The sequence below is a fragment of the Serratia sp. SA088 genome (assembly GCF_049065515.1).
In the GTDB taxonomy this organism is placed as follows: Bacteria; Pseudomonadota; Gammaproteobacteria; order Enterobacterales; family Enterobacteriaceae; genus Serratia; species Serratia nematodiphila.
In genome coordinates this window covers 714072-729101 of the sequence record NZ_JBAKGW010000002.1, presented here as the reverse complement: position 1 = coordinate 729101, position 15030 = coordinate 714072, and the positions used below count along the sequence as shown (strand labels likewise).

At 57.6% G+C, this 15030-nt stretch carries 14 protein-coding genes; 7 read left to right on the top strand and 7 right to left on the bottom strand.

The window, feature by feature from the left end; translation table 11 throughout:
- Positions 1-18 precede the first annotated feature (18 nt).
- The 3 genes from ACOWVD_RS08570 to ACOWVD_RS08560 are packed head-to-tail and all read left to right on the top strand — an operon-like array spanning position 19 to position 2485.
- The gene (locus ACOWVD_RS08570; protein ID WP_033645816.1) at positions 19-441 is read left to right on the top strand and encodes a hypothetical protein; all 423 of its coding nucleotides are present in this window, start codon (positions 19-21) and stop codon (positions 439-441) included.
- A complete protein-coding gene (locus tag ACOWVD_RS08565) occupies positions 438-1823 on the top strand; it encodes an FKBP-type peptidyl-prolyl cis-trans isomerase N-terminal domain-containing protein (RefSeq protein ID WP_421105580.1) in 1386 nt (461 codons plus the stop codon). Before ACOWVD_RS08570 ends, ACOWVD_RS08565 begins: the two co-directional genes overlap by 4 nt.
- Positions 1820-2485: a helix-turn-helix domain-containing protein gene (locus tag ACOWVD_RS08560; protein WP_049241094.1), complete on the top strand. Its 666-nt coding sequence runs from the start codon at positions 1820-1822 to the stop codon at positions 2483-2485. Before ACOWVD_RS08565 ends, ACOWVD_RS08560 begins: the two co-directional genes overlap by 4 nt.
- 54 nt (positions 2486-2539) lie before the next feature.
- On the opposite strand, the gene ACOWVD_RS08555 is transcribed toward ACOWVD_RS08560, so the two are convergent.
- From ACOWVD_RS08555 to deoC, 4 genes are all read right to left on the bottom strand, one after another.
- Complete coding sequence (locus tag ACOWVD_RS08555) at positions 2540-3907, bottom strand: L-serine ammonia-lyase (RefSeq protein WP_197842806.1); 1368 nt, start codon at positions 3905-3907, stop codon at positions 2540-2542.
- A gap of 92 nt (positions 3908-3999) precedes the next feature.
- Positions 4000-5298 (bottom strand): HAAAP family serine/threonine permease, encoded by a 1299-nt coding sequence (locus ACOWVD_RS08550; RefSeq protein WP_004938697.1) that lies wholly within the window; start codon positions 5296-5298, stop codon positions 4000-4002.
- A gap of 979 nt (positions 5299-6277) precedes the next feature.
- A complete protein-coding gene (deoR, locus tag ACOWVD_RS08545) occupies positions 6278-7042 on the bottom strand; it encodes a DNA-binding transcriptional repressor DeoR (protein WP_049241098.1) in 765 nt (254 codons plus the stop codon).
- A 152-nt stretch (positions 7043-7194) separates the two neighbouring features.
- Positions 7195-7875: a deoxyribose-phosphate aldolase gene (deoC, locus tag ACOWVD_RS08540; protein ID WP_021504366.1), complete on the bottom strand. Its 681-nt coding sequence runs from the start codon at positions 7873-7875 to the stop codon at positions 7195-7197.
- A gap of 218 nt (positions 7876-8093) precedes the next feature.
- On the opposite strand from deoC, the gene ACOWVD_RS08535 reads away from it, so the two are divergent.
- Entirely contained in the window at positions 8094-8930 is an 837-nt protein-coding gene (locus ACOWVD_RS08535; protein WP_049241099.1) for a hypothetical protein, read from the top strand.
- A gap of 36 nt (positions 8931-8966) precedes the next feature.
- On the opposite strand, the gene ybjG is transcribed toward ACOWVD_RS08535, so the two are convergent.
- Both ybjG and ACOWVD_RS08525 read right to left on the bottom strand, forming a co-directional pair.
- Positions 8967-9572 (bottom strand): undecaprenyl-diphosphate phosphatase, encoded by a 606-nt coding sequence (gene ybjG / locus ACOWVD_RS08530; protein WP_015377285.1) that lies wholly within the window; start codon positions 9570-9572, stop codon positions 8967-8969.
- Positions 9573-9577: 5 nt separating this feature from the next.
- Positions 9578-10312, bottom strand: coding sequence for a phosphatase PAP2 family protein (locus ACOWVD_RS08525; protein ID WP_049241101.1), 735 nt, complete (start codon positions 10310-10312; stop codon positions 9578-9580).
- Positions 10313-10458: 146 nt separating this feature from the next.
- On the opposite strand from ACOWVD_RS08525, the gene ACOWVD_RS08520 reads away from it, so the two are divergent.
- The 3 genes from ACOWVD_RS08520 (at position 10459) to ACOWVD_RS08510 (ending at position 12799) form a co-directional block, all read left to right on the top strand.
- Complete coding sequence (locus tag ACOWVD_RS08520) at positions 10459-11304, top strand: 5'-methylthioadenosine/S-adenosylhomocysteine nucleosidase (RefSeq protein ID WP_021504362.1); 846 nt, start codon at positions 10459-10461, stop codon at positions 11302-11304.
- Positions 11305-11445: 141 nt separating this feature from the next.
- Positions 11446-11958, top strand: a complete 513-nt coding sequence (eco, locus tag ACOWVD_RS08515) for a serine protease inhibitor ecotin (RefSeq protein WP_015377287.1) — start codon at positions 11446-11448, stop codon at positions 11956-11958.
- 472 nt (positions 11959-12430) lie between these two features.
- On the top strand, positions 12431-12799 hold the full coding sequence (locus ACOWVD_RS08510) for a hypothetical protein (protein ID WP_071796762.1): 369 nt from the start codon (positions 12431-12433) through the stop codon (positions 12797-12799).
- A 458-nt stretch (positions 12800-13257) separates the two neighbouring features.
- Here ACOWVD_RS08510 and ACOWVD_RS08505 read toward each other — a convergent pair whose 3' ends face one another.
- The gene (locus ACOWVD_RS08505) at positions 13258-14946 is read right to left on the bottom strand and encodes an aspartate:alanine antiporter (RefSeq protein ID WP_004938680.1); all 1689 of its coding nucleotides are present in this window, start codon (positions 14944-14946) and stop codon (positions 13258-13260) included.
- Positions 14947-15030 lie beyond the last annotated feature (84 nt).

Below are 15030 nucleotides of genomic sequence, written 5' to 3'. Positions count from 1 at the left end.
ACAAGGACAAGAAACGCAATGATGAGAAAGCACGTCAATCACGCCCTGCGCATGGGGCTGCTGTGCCTGTTGGCGTTGAGCGCCGCCGCTTGCCAAAGCCAAAAGTCGGGCAAGCCCGCCGTGAACACTAAAAATCAGGTTGTGCAACCTCCGTCAGAAGAGGCTTTGCGCAAGCAGCGTGAGGCCGAACAGCTGCAGCAGTGCCAGCAGCAACTGGGCGCATTGCGCGCGATCGACGAGAAACAGTATCAGCGCTATAAGCAGGCCTTCGACAGCCTGATGAGCGGCGCCTCGCAGTACGCCAGCCTGCGCGCCAGGGTAAACGGTGACACGCAGGAGACGGTGGATGCGCTGTATCGCTACAAGGTCAACTATCTGTGCGCCGGGGTGAATCAGGCGGTGTTGACCGGCTTGGCGGATCGTGGGGAGCAGATTAAATGAGGCTGCGCCTGCTGGGCTGCGTCGCTCTGCTGTTCTCCGGCGTCGCGCTGGCGGACGACGGCGTGCCGGCGCTGCTGCAGTTTGCCGAGCAGTATCAACGGCAAAACATCGTGCCGACGAACGAAAAAGCGGCGCCAGTCGAACGCGAGTCGGGGCAAAAAAAGCGTGAACCCGCGAAGCGCCCGTCGGACAACAATAAGCCAGCCTCACCGGCCAAAGCTTTTACGCTGACCCAGGAATTATTGGCGCGTGACCAACAGCTGGCGCGCCAGCGAATGGAACTGACGATGTTGCGCCAGGAACTCGCCGCGTTGCGGGCGGAGAAAGCGACGCCATCCGTCGCGACGTTGCCCGATTCGTCAACGCTGCAAAAGTGGATCGCCGGGTTGGGCACCGCCTGGCGCGGCTCGCCCGACGCGCAGCGCGCCGAGGCGCTGCTGCGTCAGGCGACGCAGGAAACCGCCCAAAGCAGAGCGACGGCGGCGCAGGCCGAACGGCGCGTCACCGAACTTGAGTCTGCCGCGCAGGCATCGGCACAGACGCTTGCACAACGCCAACGCGAGCACCAGGAGGCGTTGAACGCTCTGCGCGCCGCGTTGGAAGAAAGCGAGCAGAAGCGGGCCGGTGAGCAGAAGGCGACTCAGCAGGCGCGCGAAGACCTGCTGGCGTTGCGTAAGCGGCTGCAATGGGAGATGACGCCGGAGCAGTTGAAGGATGATCGCAAGCGTCTGTCCTATGCGGCGGGCAGTGCGCTGGGGCGGGACATTCAGGGGGTAGTGGCGGAGCGTCAAAGTTGGGGCGTGCCGGTGGATCGCGACAGCCTGTTGGCGGGCGTCATCGATAGCGTCTCGGGGCGTTTGCGGTTGCCGCCGGATGAACTGAATGCGCTGACGGCGCAAGCGGATGCCGCCGCCGTGGCCGCGCGTGAGAGCGTTAACGAACAGCGGCGGCGTGATGAAGATTACCTGACGCAGTTCAGTCAACAAAAGGACGTAAAGCAATCGGCGATGGGCTTCTGGTATCGGGTTGATTACGCCGGGGAGGGCGCGCTGGCGCCAACGACGGTGGTTGATGTGGTCGTGAAGGAGAAATTGACCGACGGTACGGTGATCCAGGATATGGAACTGAGCGGCAAGGTGCTGTCGCAACCGTTGTCCGAGTATCCGCCGCTGTTTCGGGAGGCGATAAGCCACCTGCACAACCACGGATCGCTGACGATGGTCGTGCCGCCAGCGCTGGCCTACGGCGAAACCGGCTATCCGCCGAAAGTGCCACCCAACGCCACCATGATTTATGAATTACGCATCGACAACAGCCAGGCGCCGGCAAAGGGTGCCCAGGCGGTTAAACGGGAAGCCGGAACGGCGGGGAGGCAGGGATGAACACGATGATAAAAATCGCGCTATTTGATGAAAACCGTTACTTCAGCGCCGGTTGGCAGGAGGCCCTGGCGCTGCATTTCAGCACTTACGGCAAGCGTACGCTGTTACTGGATGCGCAGCAGGTTCACGAAGCCGATCTGGTGTTCTGCTATTTTCCCCCCGGCGTGCAAAGCTGTTTTTGTCACTTCTTTGAGACGCAGCCCGTGGGGCGTAAAACGCTGTATTTCTCGTTGCGAATGCCGGAGGGGCGGCATAAACGCACCGTCGGAAACCGCTGCGCGCTGGAGGCCGGCGTCATCTACCACGATATGCCGTTGGTCTCGGCGCTGTATCAGGTGAGCGCCGAGCTGGAGCGGCGCAGCAAATGGCCGAACCGGCCGGGTTGTGGCAGGAACTGCATATGCCAGCACCGCGGCCTGACGCTGCGCGAACAGGAGATCATGCGCTGTATGACGCGCGAGATGGGGGTGACGCAAATCGCCCGGATGCTGGACATCAGCGTGAAAACCGTCAGCAACCACAAGATGAGCGTGATGCGCAAAATGGGATTCCGGCGTAATGCCGAACTTTACGGTTGGCTGCGGCACAGCGCTCGTCCTGGGGCTGTGGGGCCTCGCGCGGGCATTCAGGTGGGCGTTGCGGCAGGAAAGAATCGCTATTGAAACGGCGCCGGCCAAGTCAGACCGGCCGGCGCCTTTAGTGCCTCGCCGTGGCGATCAGTTACAGGCCACGACCTTGATCGCCAGCCCGCCCTGTGAGGTTTCGCGGTATTTGGCGTTCATGTCTTTGCCGGTTTCGTACATGGTTTCGATCACCTTATCCAGACAAACCCGCGGCTCGCTGGTGCGGCGCATCGCCATGCGCGCGGCATTGACTGCCTTGACGGCGGAAATGGCGTTGCGTTCGATGCAAGGCACCTGTACCTGGCCGGCGAGCGGATCGCAGGTCAGCCCCAAATGGTGCTCCATGGCGATCTCTGCCGCGATGCACACCTGCGCCGGGCTGCCGCCCAGCAGCTCGGTCAACCCGGCCGCCGCCATCGAACAGGCGACGCCCACTTCCCCCTGACAGCCCACTTCGGCGCCGGAGATCGAGGCGTTCATCTTGTACAGCGCTCCAATCACGCCGGACGCCAGGAAGTAGCGGGTGTAGGAATTGGCGTTTACCGGGCGGATGAACTTGTCGTAGTAGGCCAGCACCGCAGGGATGATGCCGCAGGCGCCGTTGGTCGGGGCGGTAACCACGCGGCCACCGGCGGCGTTCTCTTCGTTGACCGCCAGCGCGAACATGTTGATCCAATCGACCACGTTCATCGGGTCGATATTGTTCTTGTCTCCGGTCACCAGAATGCGGCGCAGCGCGGCGGCGCGGCGCGGCACTTTCATCGGGCCGGGCAGCAAGCCTTCGGTGTTGATGCCGCGTTCGATACCGGCGCTCATCACCTGCCAGACGTCGGCGAAGTGTGCGTCGATATCCGCCTTGCTGCGCAGCGCCAGTTCGTTCTGCATCACCAGGCCGGACAACGACAGCCCGGTCTCTTTGCAATGCTGCTGCAGATCGTGCGCCGATTTGAACGGGTAGGGCACCGGCGTGGCGCCCTCGGCGGACTGGCCGAAGTGCTCTTCGTCGACGATGAAACCGCCGCCGATCGAGTAATAGGTTTTGCTGTGCAGCAGGCGCTCACCGGCGAAGGCGCGGATGCGCATGCCGTTTTCGTGCAGCGGCAGGTTGTCGCTGTGGAAGTTCATGCCGCCGTGCAGCGGGAAATCCACCTCGTGATGGCCGTTGGCCAGCGGTAGGCGGCCGCGCTGTTCGACGTCGCGGATAAAGCCCGGAATGCTGTCGATGTCCACGTCGTGCGGCAGGTTGCCGGCCAGGCCCATGATGATGGCGATGTCGGTGTGGTGGCCTTTACCGGTCAACGACAGCGAACCGTACACGTCGACCATCACGCGGGTAGTGTCTTGCAGCTGCTGGTGGGCGATCAGATCGTCGACGAACTGTTTGCCGGCTTTCATCGGGCCAACGGTGTGGGAACTGGATGGGCCGATGCCAATTTTGAAAATATCGAAAACGCTGACCATGGTCTCGCCTCCTTCTTCAGGTTTCAGGCGGTGAATACGGGAAATGGGGGAGTGCGGGAGGGCCGGCGCGCAGCGGCGCCGGCCGGACGTGATTAGCCGAGCAGGCTGAACACGATAGCAGAGATGGCGATCAGACCCATCACAACCACAAACACGTTGCTGATGTGGCCGCTGTACTTGCGCATGGCAGGCACTTTACGGATGGCGTACATCGGCATCAGGAACAGCAGCATGGCGATGATTGGGCCACCCAGGGTTTCGATCATGCCCAGGATGCTCGGGTTCAGGGTGGCGACGATCCAGGTGGTCACCAGCATGAAGATAGCGGTCATGCGGTTCAGCTTGGCGGTGCTGACGGTTTTGCCGCGGCTCTTCATCGACTTGGCGACCAGGCCGTTGAAGCCTTCACGGGCGCCCAGGTAGTGGCCCAGGAACGATTTGGTGATGGCGACGAAGGCGATAACCGGCGCGATGTACTCGATCATCGGGTTGTTAAAGTGGTTAGCCAGGTAAGACAGAATCGAGATGTTCTGCGCCTTGGCTTCCGCCAGGTTTTCCGGCGTCAGGCTCAGCACGCAGCTGAACACGAAGAACATCACGGTCAGCACCATCATGATGTGTGCGTAAGCCAGAATGCGGGAGCATTTCTTCTCGGCGTCTGCGCCGTACTCTTCGCGTTTGGCGACGGCGAAGGCGGAGATGATCGGCGAGTGGTTGAAGGAGAACACCATCACCGGGATCGCCAGCCACAGGGTCATGATCAGGCCGTGACCCATGCCGGTACCGCTGCCGGACAGCGACACGTTTTCGAAGATGGCGCCGGTCCAGTTAGGGATCAGATACACCGCCAGCAGCATCAGCACTGCGACGAACGGGAACACCAGGATGCTCATGGTTTTCACGATGGCCTGCTCACCGAAGCGCACGATGGTCATCAGGCCGACGATCAGGATCAGCGACAGAATGGCGCGCGGTGGCGATGTCATGCCCAACTGGTGGGTGATGAAGCTGTCGACGGTGTTGGTGATCGCCACGCTGTAAACCAACAGAATCGGGTAGATGGCGAAGAAGTACAGCAGGGTAATCAGTTTACCGGCGGTGATGCCGAAGTGCTCTTCCACCACGGCGGTGATGTCTTCACCGGGATTTTTGCCGGACAGAACGAAACGGCACAGACCGCGGTGGGCAAAGAAGGTCATCGGGAAAGCGATGATGGCCATGATGATCAGAGGAATCAAACCGCCGATGCCGGCGTTGATGGGCAAGAACAGGACGCCTGCGCCGATGGCGGTGCCGTACAGGCCCAACATCCACATGGTATCCGTTTTACGCCAGGTACTGCTGGAGCCCGAGGCCGCAGAGGCAATTGTGCCGGTCTGTGTAGTGTCCATAAATATCTCCGAAGTGAACACGAATTTAAAATTAAAAGGCAAAACTTAAGGTTAAACCGTCAAACGTCCTATTCAGGCAACGCTTGCGGTAAGAATCAGGTGTTGCTTGCGGGGATGTTTTGGCGTCCCCCTGGTTGTTTATTGCGTTCATTACCAAGGCACAGCGCCGGGTAATTCACTAAAGACTTTTCACCGTCGCGGGCGATAAAAGTCGTTACCGCTGCCGACAGGTCTTTGCCTGTCGATTTTTGTTGGCGGCAAGATAACGATTTACAGTAGAAACAACCGTGATCCTGCTCTCAAATGCGCAATATGTGCAGTTATCAGCTTTTTTATCGATTTTTCGCGCATTTGTTGCACATTTGTGTAAGATTTTGTGCTGAGAACGCTCTCATGAAAGTTTCTGCGATTATGCGGTATGTACAATAATTAACCAGATAAAGCGCTGTGCTCAGCAGCAAGCCGAGCAATATATTTTATGCGTGGTTTTGGATCTAGCGAAAAACCCGGATTAAGCAGTTTTAGTGATGTAGATCACATTATGTTTTTAAGGTAAATAAATTTTATATCTTTGTTTTTATTTTGTTTTTGTTGAAAAGCACCGCTAGTAACGAAGGGAAATTACTTACGTGGTTAGCGGATAAAAATGCGTAACCATTCATCATATAAATAACAGATACCTAACAGGTATTGGCGAGATTTGCTGCAATCGCGTAAACCGCTGTTTATTTAAACTTCCTGGCCTTTGGCTCGATTTATCATATAAAAGCCATAAATAGCCGTTAATTCACCCAACCGACCGCGTGGTTAGCCTGCGAAAAAATAATCACGCGGGTGAGCTGTTGCATTTTATTAACCTGATGTTGCGTGCGGATAAGCGAAAAACGCGAATTGATTGCGCATTATTTGTTCATTTTTCGGCGGGGAAAGAGGGATATCGAAGCGGTGCGCCGTCGGTTATGACGGCGCTGAAGGCGGACTAATAGCGGATAGCGATGGCGTTATCGTTGAAGAACGCCATGAAGCCGGCGTCCGGCTGGCGATCGGTGATCACCCGATCGAACTGCGTCAGCGGGCCGATGCAGGCCGGTTTGGTTTTGCCGAACTTGCTGTGGTCTGCCACCAGGATCTTTTGCTGCGCCATCGCCATGGCGCGATGCTTCATCTCCAGCTCGTCGAAGTTGAAGCAGGTGGCGCCGTGCTGCAGGCTGAGGCCGGCGGCGGAGATAAAGGCGATGTTCGGGCAGATGTGATCGAGCTCGTTGCGGCCGCCGACGCTGGAAAAGATGTAGTTGTTCGGCTTGAACTCGCCGCCGCACAGCACCACCTTGCAGTTCGGTTTGTCCTGCAGCGCCAGGAAGGTGTTCAGCGAATGACACACGGCGGTGAAAGCCAGCTCGTCGGCGATGGCGTCGATGATCGCCGGCGTGGTGGTGCCGCAGTCGAAAAACACCGTGTCGTTTTCATTGATCAGCGGCGCCGCCAGCAGGCCGATGCGCCGTTTCTCCGTTACCTGTTTGGCTTTTTGATCGGAAACGAAGTAGTTGGTCACGCCGTTGCTGCGCGGATCGGTCACCACGTAGCCGCCGAGTAACACCACGGCCGCCGGTTCGGCGCTCAGATCGCGGCGAATGGTCATCTCCGAGACCCCCAGCAGCACGGCGGCTTCTTTCAGGTGGATCTTGTCAGCGCGTTTTAACGCCTGAACTAACCGGTTGATACGTTCTTCGCGCCGCGTTTCCATAGATCCGTCTTCCCACAGGTAGTAGAGATAAAAGGCGAGCCGGCATTTCCGGCGCTAAACAGAACGATGCGGGGCAATATCGGGCCGCATCAACCGCCCGTATTGTCCCGCATCGGAGTGTATTGGCTATGCCCCTCAGGGCATACCGACGATCAGTAGCTGCCCGCTGCCGCCTGAGCGCCGGAGACGATGGCGACGCCGGAGCTGGTGCCGATACGCGTGGCGCCGGCTTTGATCATCTTCTCGGCGGTGGCGCGATCGCGCACGGCGCCGGAAGCTTTCACGCCCATTTCGCTGCCCACGGTCTCGCGCATCAGTTTGACGTGCTCTTCCCGAGCGCCGCCGGTGCTGAAGCCGGTGGAGGTTTTCACGAAGGCGACATCGAGTTCGCGACACATTTCACAAACCTGGACGATCTGCGCATCGCTGAGCAGGCAGGTTTCCAATATTACCTTCAACGGGATCGCCGCGCAAACCTCGCGCACGGCGGCGATGTCGGCTTTCACTTCGTCCAGCAGGCCGCTCTTCAGCCAGCCGACGTTGATCACCATGTCGATCTCTTGCGCGCCGGCGGCGATCGCCGCTTTGGCTTCAAAGGCTTTGGCGACGGTCAGGCCGGCGCCCAGCGGGAAACCGATTACCGAGCAGACTTTCACCGTGCTTTCCTGCAGCAGCTGGGCCGCCAGCGGCACGTAGCCGGAGTTGACGCATACCGCATAGAAGTTGTGCTGCTGCGCTTCTTCGCACAGTTTGGCGATCTGCATTTCGGTGGCGTCCATGGCCAGCAGGGTGTGGTCAACATAGCTGGCGTAATCGATGTTTTCGGTGGTCATCGCGGTTCCTTAGTGAAGTTGAGAAAAGAGCATGGATAGGTAATGTGAAAATAATAACATTTCAATGTCGATAAACCTAGCGGGATTTGAAAAATGTCGACGAGATCATAGTTACTTCACTGTTATATGTATAACTTAGAGGAGGGTTGTTTGTTATTTAAATAACATTTTCAGCGACCGCTCGCGGCCTGCGCGGGCGAAACGTCGAGGGGAAAAAGATGAAGATCAACATCGACCTGGCTCCTGAAGCTTTCGGGACGTATCGGCAGGAACTGTTCCGTAACGCGGGTTTCGCGGTGAGCGCGCATCGCTGCGCAGAACGCGGGCCGATGCTGACGCTGGCGAACTGCCGTGGCGCGCTGACGGTTTTGCCGTATCAGGGCCTCGCGATCTGGGACGCCGAATTTGACGGTCATTCGCTGAAATCGGGCCGCCGCAGCGTGCGGGGCGCCGGAAGAAAGCGCGCTGACGACGCCGCGTTCTGTCCCGCCTGGCCGAGTCACGACGGCGCGCCGCTCCAGATGCAACGCGTGTGGCTGCAGCTGGCGGGCGATGAGCTGACGTTGCACGGTGAAGGCGAGCGGTTGGGCGGGCGTTGGCGCATCGGCCCGGCGCTGCGTCTGGCGGCCCAGAGCGCGCAGTTCGCCATAGAGATGAAGGTTACCAACCTGGCCGATCGGCCGCAGCCGCTGCGCTATGTGTGCCGCCTCAACTACGATTGCATTCCCGACGCGGTGTTCCGCCAAAACTTGCCGACGCCGGCGCTGTTGGGAGAGGCGCTCGGGCAGGAACTGCTGTGCTCCGACGATCTGACGCGCTACGTGGATCAGGCCGAGTTCTTTATGCTGGCGCCGCAAGGCCGCCGCTATGTGACGCGTTTTGCCACCGGGCAATTCAACTATGGCCTGCGGCGCATCGTTGTCCAGGGCAACAGGCGGCTGCTTGCTTTTATCCAGCCGGCAAACTGCCGGCCGAACGCGCCGGAAGGGGAGGCGGGAGTGATGCTGGGAGCGGGAAAAACGCGGGCATTTTGCGTGACCACCGGCGTGGTGTGAAAGCAGGGGCGGTAACGCCCCTGTCATGTTATGCGGTTATTCTTTCACCCAGCCGCGGCGAATGGCGAAGGCAAACAGAAAGCGATACAGGCGCGACAGCCTGTCGGCGAGGACATCGCCGAACAGATTCCATACCAGCTGAGCGAACAGGCAGCCGACCAGGCCGAGCAGGAAACCGCCGACCATATCCAGCGGCCAGTGCACGCCGAGGTAAACGCGTGACCAGGCGATGCCGACGGCGACAATCATCAGCAGCGCGCCGGACCAGACCCGGTGCCAGAACAGGAACGCCAGCGCAAAGGTAAAGATGGCGGTGCCGTGATCGCTGGGGAACGAACTGTCCGGCACGTGCGCCAGGAAGGTATAACCCACGCCGGCGACGAACGGGCGCTCATGCGGCAGCAGCGCGCCGATAGCGGAGGCGGCAAGCATGGCGAACAGCAGCGCGATCGTGGTTTTCGCCACCACTTCGCGCTGCGAAACCAGCTGGCTGCGCGGCCCCCACAGCCACAGGCCGACGATCAGCAGCGGCACGATAATGATAAGATCGCGCGCCAGAAAGGTGGCGAAATCGATCATCCATTCGGGAGATGCCGGGGTCGCATTGATCCAGGCGAAAAGAACATGGTTTAACTGCTCCATAACCGTTACCTCATCTTGCGGCGCCAATAGCCGCTAACTATCCAATAAATCGCCAACTGGCTTAACCAAACCCACCAACCTGCCCACAGGTTATGGGTAAGAAAATGTGCGCCGCGCATGATCTGACCAAAGCCCATCAACATGCCGAGCGCAATACCGCCGCACCAGCAGCACCAGGCCAGGCGCGGGCGCTGCGGATAAAACAGGAAAAACAACGCCATGACCGCGAAACCGCTCGAGGCGTGCCCGCCGGGGAAACAGCGACCGGGGCCCGGCAGCGCCGGTACCGCGCCGAACAACGGGAAGGACATCGCCTTGCCGCCGTACTCGATCAGATCCCACGGACAGGAGTGCGCGCTGGTGGCCTTGAGAATGCCCACCACCAGCGGGCCGATGCCGAGAAGCAGCATGCTGACAATCAGGCGCGCGCTGCGGCGATAGATGCCCCAAAACAGCGTAAGCACCGCTCCCACGATCACTATCTGCTTCAACAGACGGTGATTGATCAGATCCAGCCAGTAATTGTTTTGCCACGGGAAATGCCCGCTGGCGGCATCGTACCAATAGTTGCTGATCGCCCAGTCCAGCTGTTCGTTGCGGGAGAGCCACAGGAACACCAAACCGCTGATCAGCAGGCCAAAAACTTGCCAACGGTAAAAGGATGTCGGCAGGGAGTAAAGGGCAGTTGTCTTAATTTGCTGTGCCGTTGAGGATTGATTTAATGACGATTGTGGATTCACGCGCAGGCTCGGTGACAGTATTGAATAGCGCCACTGTAATAATTCTGTCTTAAGAAAACCTTAGTCCGCCGGCAAGAAAACTCTATCCGACGCTACCGCCTTCGGCTAAGGTAATCGTTTGCTTTTTTCGGGATGAGAGTGTGGTGATGAAGAATAAAGCGCGTGTCTTACTGTTGGCGGCCGCCGGTGCGGTCTTTTCTCCGCTGAGCTTTGGCCAACCTGCGGCCACTGGGCCGATCGTGGTGCAGGGCGCAATGCCGGTGGAAGCGGAACGTTTCGCCCAGCGGCTGGAGAACCCGCGTGAGGAGCAGATCGGCGGCTGGCGCTTTTGGCACGGTACCGTAGACGGCTACCCGGTGGTGGTGTCGGAGACTCTGAAGGGCATGTCCAATGCGGCGGCGGCCACGGCGATCTCCGCCACGCAGTTCCATCCGGTGGCGATCATCAACCAGGGCACTGCCGGCGGTCACGATCCGGCCCTTAAGGTGTATGACATCGTGCTGGGCAAATATTCGGTCAATCTTGGGGCGTTCAAAACGCCGGTCAAGGCGTTGGGGGAAGGCAGCGACTCGCGGCAGTGGCAGCCGATGGATCTGTTGGCTTCCAAGGGCAGCGCTGGTGAGGACCAAAAGGCGCACAGCCTGCGTCAGTTTCCCGCCGACCCCAAACTGCTGGCGATTGCGCAAAGCGTTAAGAGCGATTACCGACAGGGCAAAGTAGTGGAAGGGGTGATCGGTTCGGCCGACGTGTGGAACAGCGAGCTGGATCGCATTCGCTATTTCCACGACAGCTACCGGACGTCGGTCGAAGAGATGGAGACCGCCTCCGCTGCGCAGATTGCCGCCGAGTTCAAGGTGCCGTTCGTCGGCATTCGCGTGTTGTCCAACAACATCACCAATCAGGGCAAATACGATCCGCAAACCGGGCTGGCGTGCCAGGATTACGTCTATCAGGTGGTGAAGGCCTATATCGCCCAACTGAAGACACACTGAGCCATTGCTCCAGATAATCGACGATACCAGGCGATTGTCACTATTTATCGCCTATTGTAAAGAAGATTAAACCTGTGGCGAGCTTGGCGGTAGTGTATTAGTTTATAGACGGATTATTTGACAAAAAGTGTAGGGATAAACATGAACAAGGCATCCGTTGTATTTTCCGGCCTGCTGATGGCCGTTTCCGCCAGCGCCATGGCGGCTACCTCTGGCGATGACGCGGATATCAGCAAACAGCCGCTGGAAAAGGTCGCACCTTACCCGAAAGCCGAGAAGGGCATGAACCGCCAGGTGATCTACCTGCCGAAGCAAGAGCACGAAGAGAACTACAAGGTAGAGCTGCTGATCGGCAAGACGCTGGAAGTGGACTGCAACCGTCATATGATTGGCGGCACCCTGGAGACCAAAACGTTGTCTGGCTGGGGCTACGACTACCTGGTGCTGGAGAAGCTGTCCGAACCGGCCTCGACCATGATGGCCTGCCCGGATAACACCAAGACCAAGAAATTCATCGCCGCCAACCTGGGCGACGCCGCGATGCAGCGTTACAACAGCCGCCTGCCGATCGTGGTGTATGCGCCGAAAGACGCGGAAGTGAAATACCGCATCTGGAAAGCCGAAGATACCGTAAGCCAGGCTGAATCAAAGTAATCCGCGATTAGCGCTGTGAATACATGATCTTGTACAAAACCGTTTGAAGAGCATTTTGCGATGATATGCGGCTCTTCAGGCGGTTTTTTATTTTCAGGCAGGAAAGCCAGGTGCTTAGCCAAATTTTTTCAACCTACAGAGGGAAAATGGAAAGTGACTCAAGCTAACAAGGTTAACATCCTTGGTTTAAGGGCATTTTTTTAATTCTCACTCGCAATATCCTCATTTTTTATCTCCCTTCATCTCTGATTATATTATTTTGAATTGCAATTATTTCGGTAATAACAAACCGTTTCGGTTACATAAATAAAAATATTCTTATTAATCATTTTATTGTTGTTTTATTGATTTTATTTAGTGGCAAAGGAATGGAAATTAATTATTGTGCTGCTAGATTCATCAATGTAATTAGCTCCACGGCAATTACATTGTTCGCTAATTAATATCTAAAAAAACTTACGAGGATATTCCAATGGCTGATTGTAAATGCAATGAACAAGATCCGCATGCTCAAAATGAACATGTTGCTGATTTTACTGCGGTTGGATTTTCGCAAAAAACACCGGCGCCGGTACCTGTAGACCTTAAGCAGCAGGGCGTGTTGGCGCTTAAACTTTCGGTTTGTGTTGGGGCCAGTTATAACCCTGCAAACAACCAAATTTGTTTTACCATTCCTATCTACGGTGACTTTTGCGTTTCTTCGCCGATTCCAATTCCCATTGGTGGGCAGCTTAAAGTGTGCGCAGAGACCTGTGGTTCCTTTATTCCTACGGGATTGAAGGCCACTATTTATCTGAACGGTTCCGTTCTGTTCTCTGTCGTTCTTTTTGGCGCTTGTTAATGTAAAAAGAAAAGCAAGGCATCGTAGGTGTCTTGCTTTTTTTGATATTAAGATATTGATAAGGCCGTTGTTGAGTTCAGCCCCACTTGCTAATTAATACAGTTACTCCGCTCTCACTCCTTCTGAAATCAAACCTTGGGAAATGCATTGTTTGATAGCCGACCGCCCGACACTAAACGTTAAGAGAAACGATGTTTCAGGAAGGAGCGGACGCGGCGCTGTATGTCGTCAGTTGAGGTGTTGCTGCCATCTGATGGTGGTCCCGCGGGCGGTGGAGTGCGGCAACAAAAAACCCGATAATCTTGAACCTAAAAGGCGGGATTATCGGGCTCCACAAAATGGGGACATCAAAGAAAAGCAGTGGCACTAATTCAGACTGCGGCCCCCAACGAAAGTTCTGGCCGGCGACAAAAAAATCAAAATATTTTTATCGCCGATCCATCTCTTCCGCTAATCGATCAACCGAGTATGCCCGGCCATAGCACCACGATGAGCGAACCCGCCAGCGTTAACAGCACGTTAGCGATGGCGTAGGTGCCGGCGTAGCCCAGCGCCGGGATGTTGCTGCGCGCGGTGTCGCTGATGATCTCCATCGCCGGCGCGCAGGTGCGGGCGCCCATGATGGCGCCAAACAGCAGGGCGCGGTTCATGCGCAGCACGTAGGCGCCGAACAGGAAGCAGATAATCACCGGCACCAGGCTGACGATCAGCCCGGCGATCAACATCTGGCCGCCGACTGCGCCCAGGCTGTGGCCGATGCCGGCGCCGGCGCTCAGGCCCACGCCCGCCATAAACACCATCAGGCCGAACTCTTTCACCATGTTCAGCGCGCCCTGCGGAATGTAGCCGAAGGTCGGGTGGTTGGCGCGCAGGAAGCCGAGCATGATGCCGGACATCAGCAGACCGGCGGCGTTACCGATGCCGAACGAGAAGTTGCTGAACTGAATGGTGATCTGGCCGATCAGCAGGCCGATGATGAAGAAGGCGCAGAACGCCAGCAGATCGGTCACCTGGCTGTGGATCGAGATAAAGCCAATCTTCTCCGCCACGCTCTTCACCCGGCGCGCGTCGCCGCTTACCTGCAGTACGTCGCCCTTGTTGAGCACGATGCTGTCGTCGATCGGCATTTCGATCTGGCTGCGGATCACGCGGTTGAGGAAGCAACCGTGGTCGGTCAGCTTCAGTTGGCTCAGGCGTTTGTTCACCGCGTTGCTGTTCTTCACTACGATCTCTTCGGTCACGATGCGCATGTCGAGCAGATCGCGGTCGAACACTTCCTTACCGTTGCGGAAGCTCGGATCCAGCCGCGCGTGGGCGTCCGGATAACCGACCAGCGAGATCTCGTCGCCCACCTGCAGCACCGCGTCACCGTCCGGGTTGGCCAGAATGCCGTTGCGGCGGATGCGTTCGATGTAGCAGCCGGTCTGGCGGTAGATGCCCAGTTCGCGCAGGTTCTTGCCGTCGGCCCAGGCCACCAGCTCGGGGCCGACGCGGTAGGCGCGGATCACCGGCAGGTAGACCTTGCGCTGGCTGTCGGTGTCCAGGCCGCGTTCGCGAGCGATTTGCTGGGCGGAGGTGGACAGATCCTGGTGCTGCAGTTTTGGCAGGTAGCGCGCGCCGAAAATCAGGCTGACCAGACCGATCAGGTAGGTGAGGGCGTAACCGAGGCTCAGATGATCCTGCGCCGCCAGCAGCGCCGGGCCGTTGACGATGGTGTTGCGCAGCGTATCGCCGGCCCCAACCAGCACCGGCGTCGAGGTCATCGAACCGGCCAGCATGCCGGCGGTCAGGCCGATGTCCCAGTGGAACAGCTTGCCGAGGCCGATGGCGATCACCATGGCCGAACCGACCATCACCAGCGCCAGCATCAGGTAATTCTTGCCGTCGCGGAAGAAAATCGAGAAAAAGTTAGGCCCGGCTTCCACCCCGACGCAGAAAATAAACAGCATGAAGCCGAGATTCAGCGCCTCGGTGTTAATGGCGAAGTGTTGCTGGCCGAGCAGCAGAGAAACCACTAAAACGCCAATGGAATTACCGAGTTGGACGGAGCCCAGACGGAGTTTACCGAGGCACAGCCCCAGTGCGAGTACCACGAACAGTAACAGAATGTAGTTACCGTTTAACAAACTAGCGACGTTTATGTTCACGGAGGATAACTTATTGTTTACCAGTAAGTGCTTGATATAGATAACTATAAGAGATAAATTCAGCCTTAAAACGACATCATAAAT

Bases quoted from the DNA above. Each gene is read 5' to 3' on its own strand.
- ybjG (WP_015377285.1), bottom strand. From the start codon at position 9,572: ATGGAGCAGTTAAACCATGTTCTTTTCGCCTGGATCAATGCGACCCCG.
- ACOWVD_RS08535 (WP_049241099.1), top strand. From the start codon at position 8,094: ATGAAGATCAACATCGACCTGGCTCCTGAAGCTTTCGGGACGTATCGG.
- deoR (WP_049241098.1), bottom strand. From the start codon at position 7,042: ATGGAAACGCGGCGCGAAGAACGTATCAACCGGTTAGTTCAGGCGTTA.
- ACOWVD_RS08520 (WP_021504362.1), top strand. From the start codon at position 10,459: ATGAAGAATAAAGCGCGTGTCTTACTGTTGGCGGCCGCCGGTGCGGTC.
- deoC (WP_021504366.1), bottom strand. From the start codon at position 7,875: ATGACCACCGAAAACATCGATTACGCCAGCTATGTTGACCACACCCTG.
- ACOWVD_RS08550 (WP_004938697.1), bottom strand. From the start codon at position 5,298: ATGGACACTACACAGACCGGCACAATTGCCTCTGCGGCCTCGGGCTCC.
- ACOWVD_RS08510 (WP_071796762.1), top strand. From the start codon at position 12,431: ATGGCTGATTGTAAATGCAATGAACAAGATCCGCATGCTCAAAATGAA.
- eco (WP_015377287.1), top strand. From the start codon at position 11,446: ATGAACAAGGCATCCGTTGTATTTTCCGGCCTGCTGATGGCCGTTTCC.
- ACOWVD_RS08560 (WP_049241094.1), top strand. From the start codon at position 1,820: ATGAACACGATGATAAAAATCGCGCTATTTGATGAAAACCGTTACTTC.
- ACOWVD_RS08555 (WP_197842806.1), bottom strand. From the start codon at position 3,907: ATGGTCAGCGTTTTCGATATTTTCAAAATTGGCATCGGCCCATCCAGT.
- ACOWVD_RS08565 (WP_421105580.1), top strand. From the start codon at position 438: ATGAGGCTGCGCCTGCTGGGCTGCGTCGCTCTGCTGTTCTCCGGCGTC.
- ACOWVD_RS08570 (WP_033645816.1), top strand. From the start codon at position 19: ATGATGAGAAAGCACGTCAATCACGCCCTGCGCATGGGGCTGCTGTGC.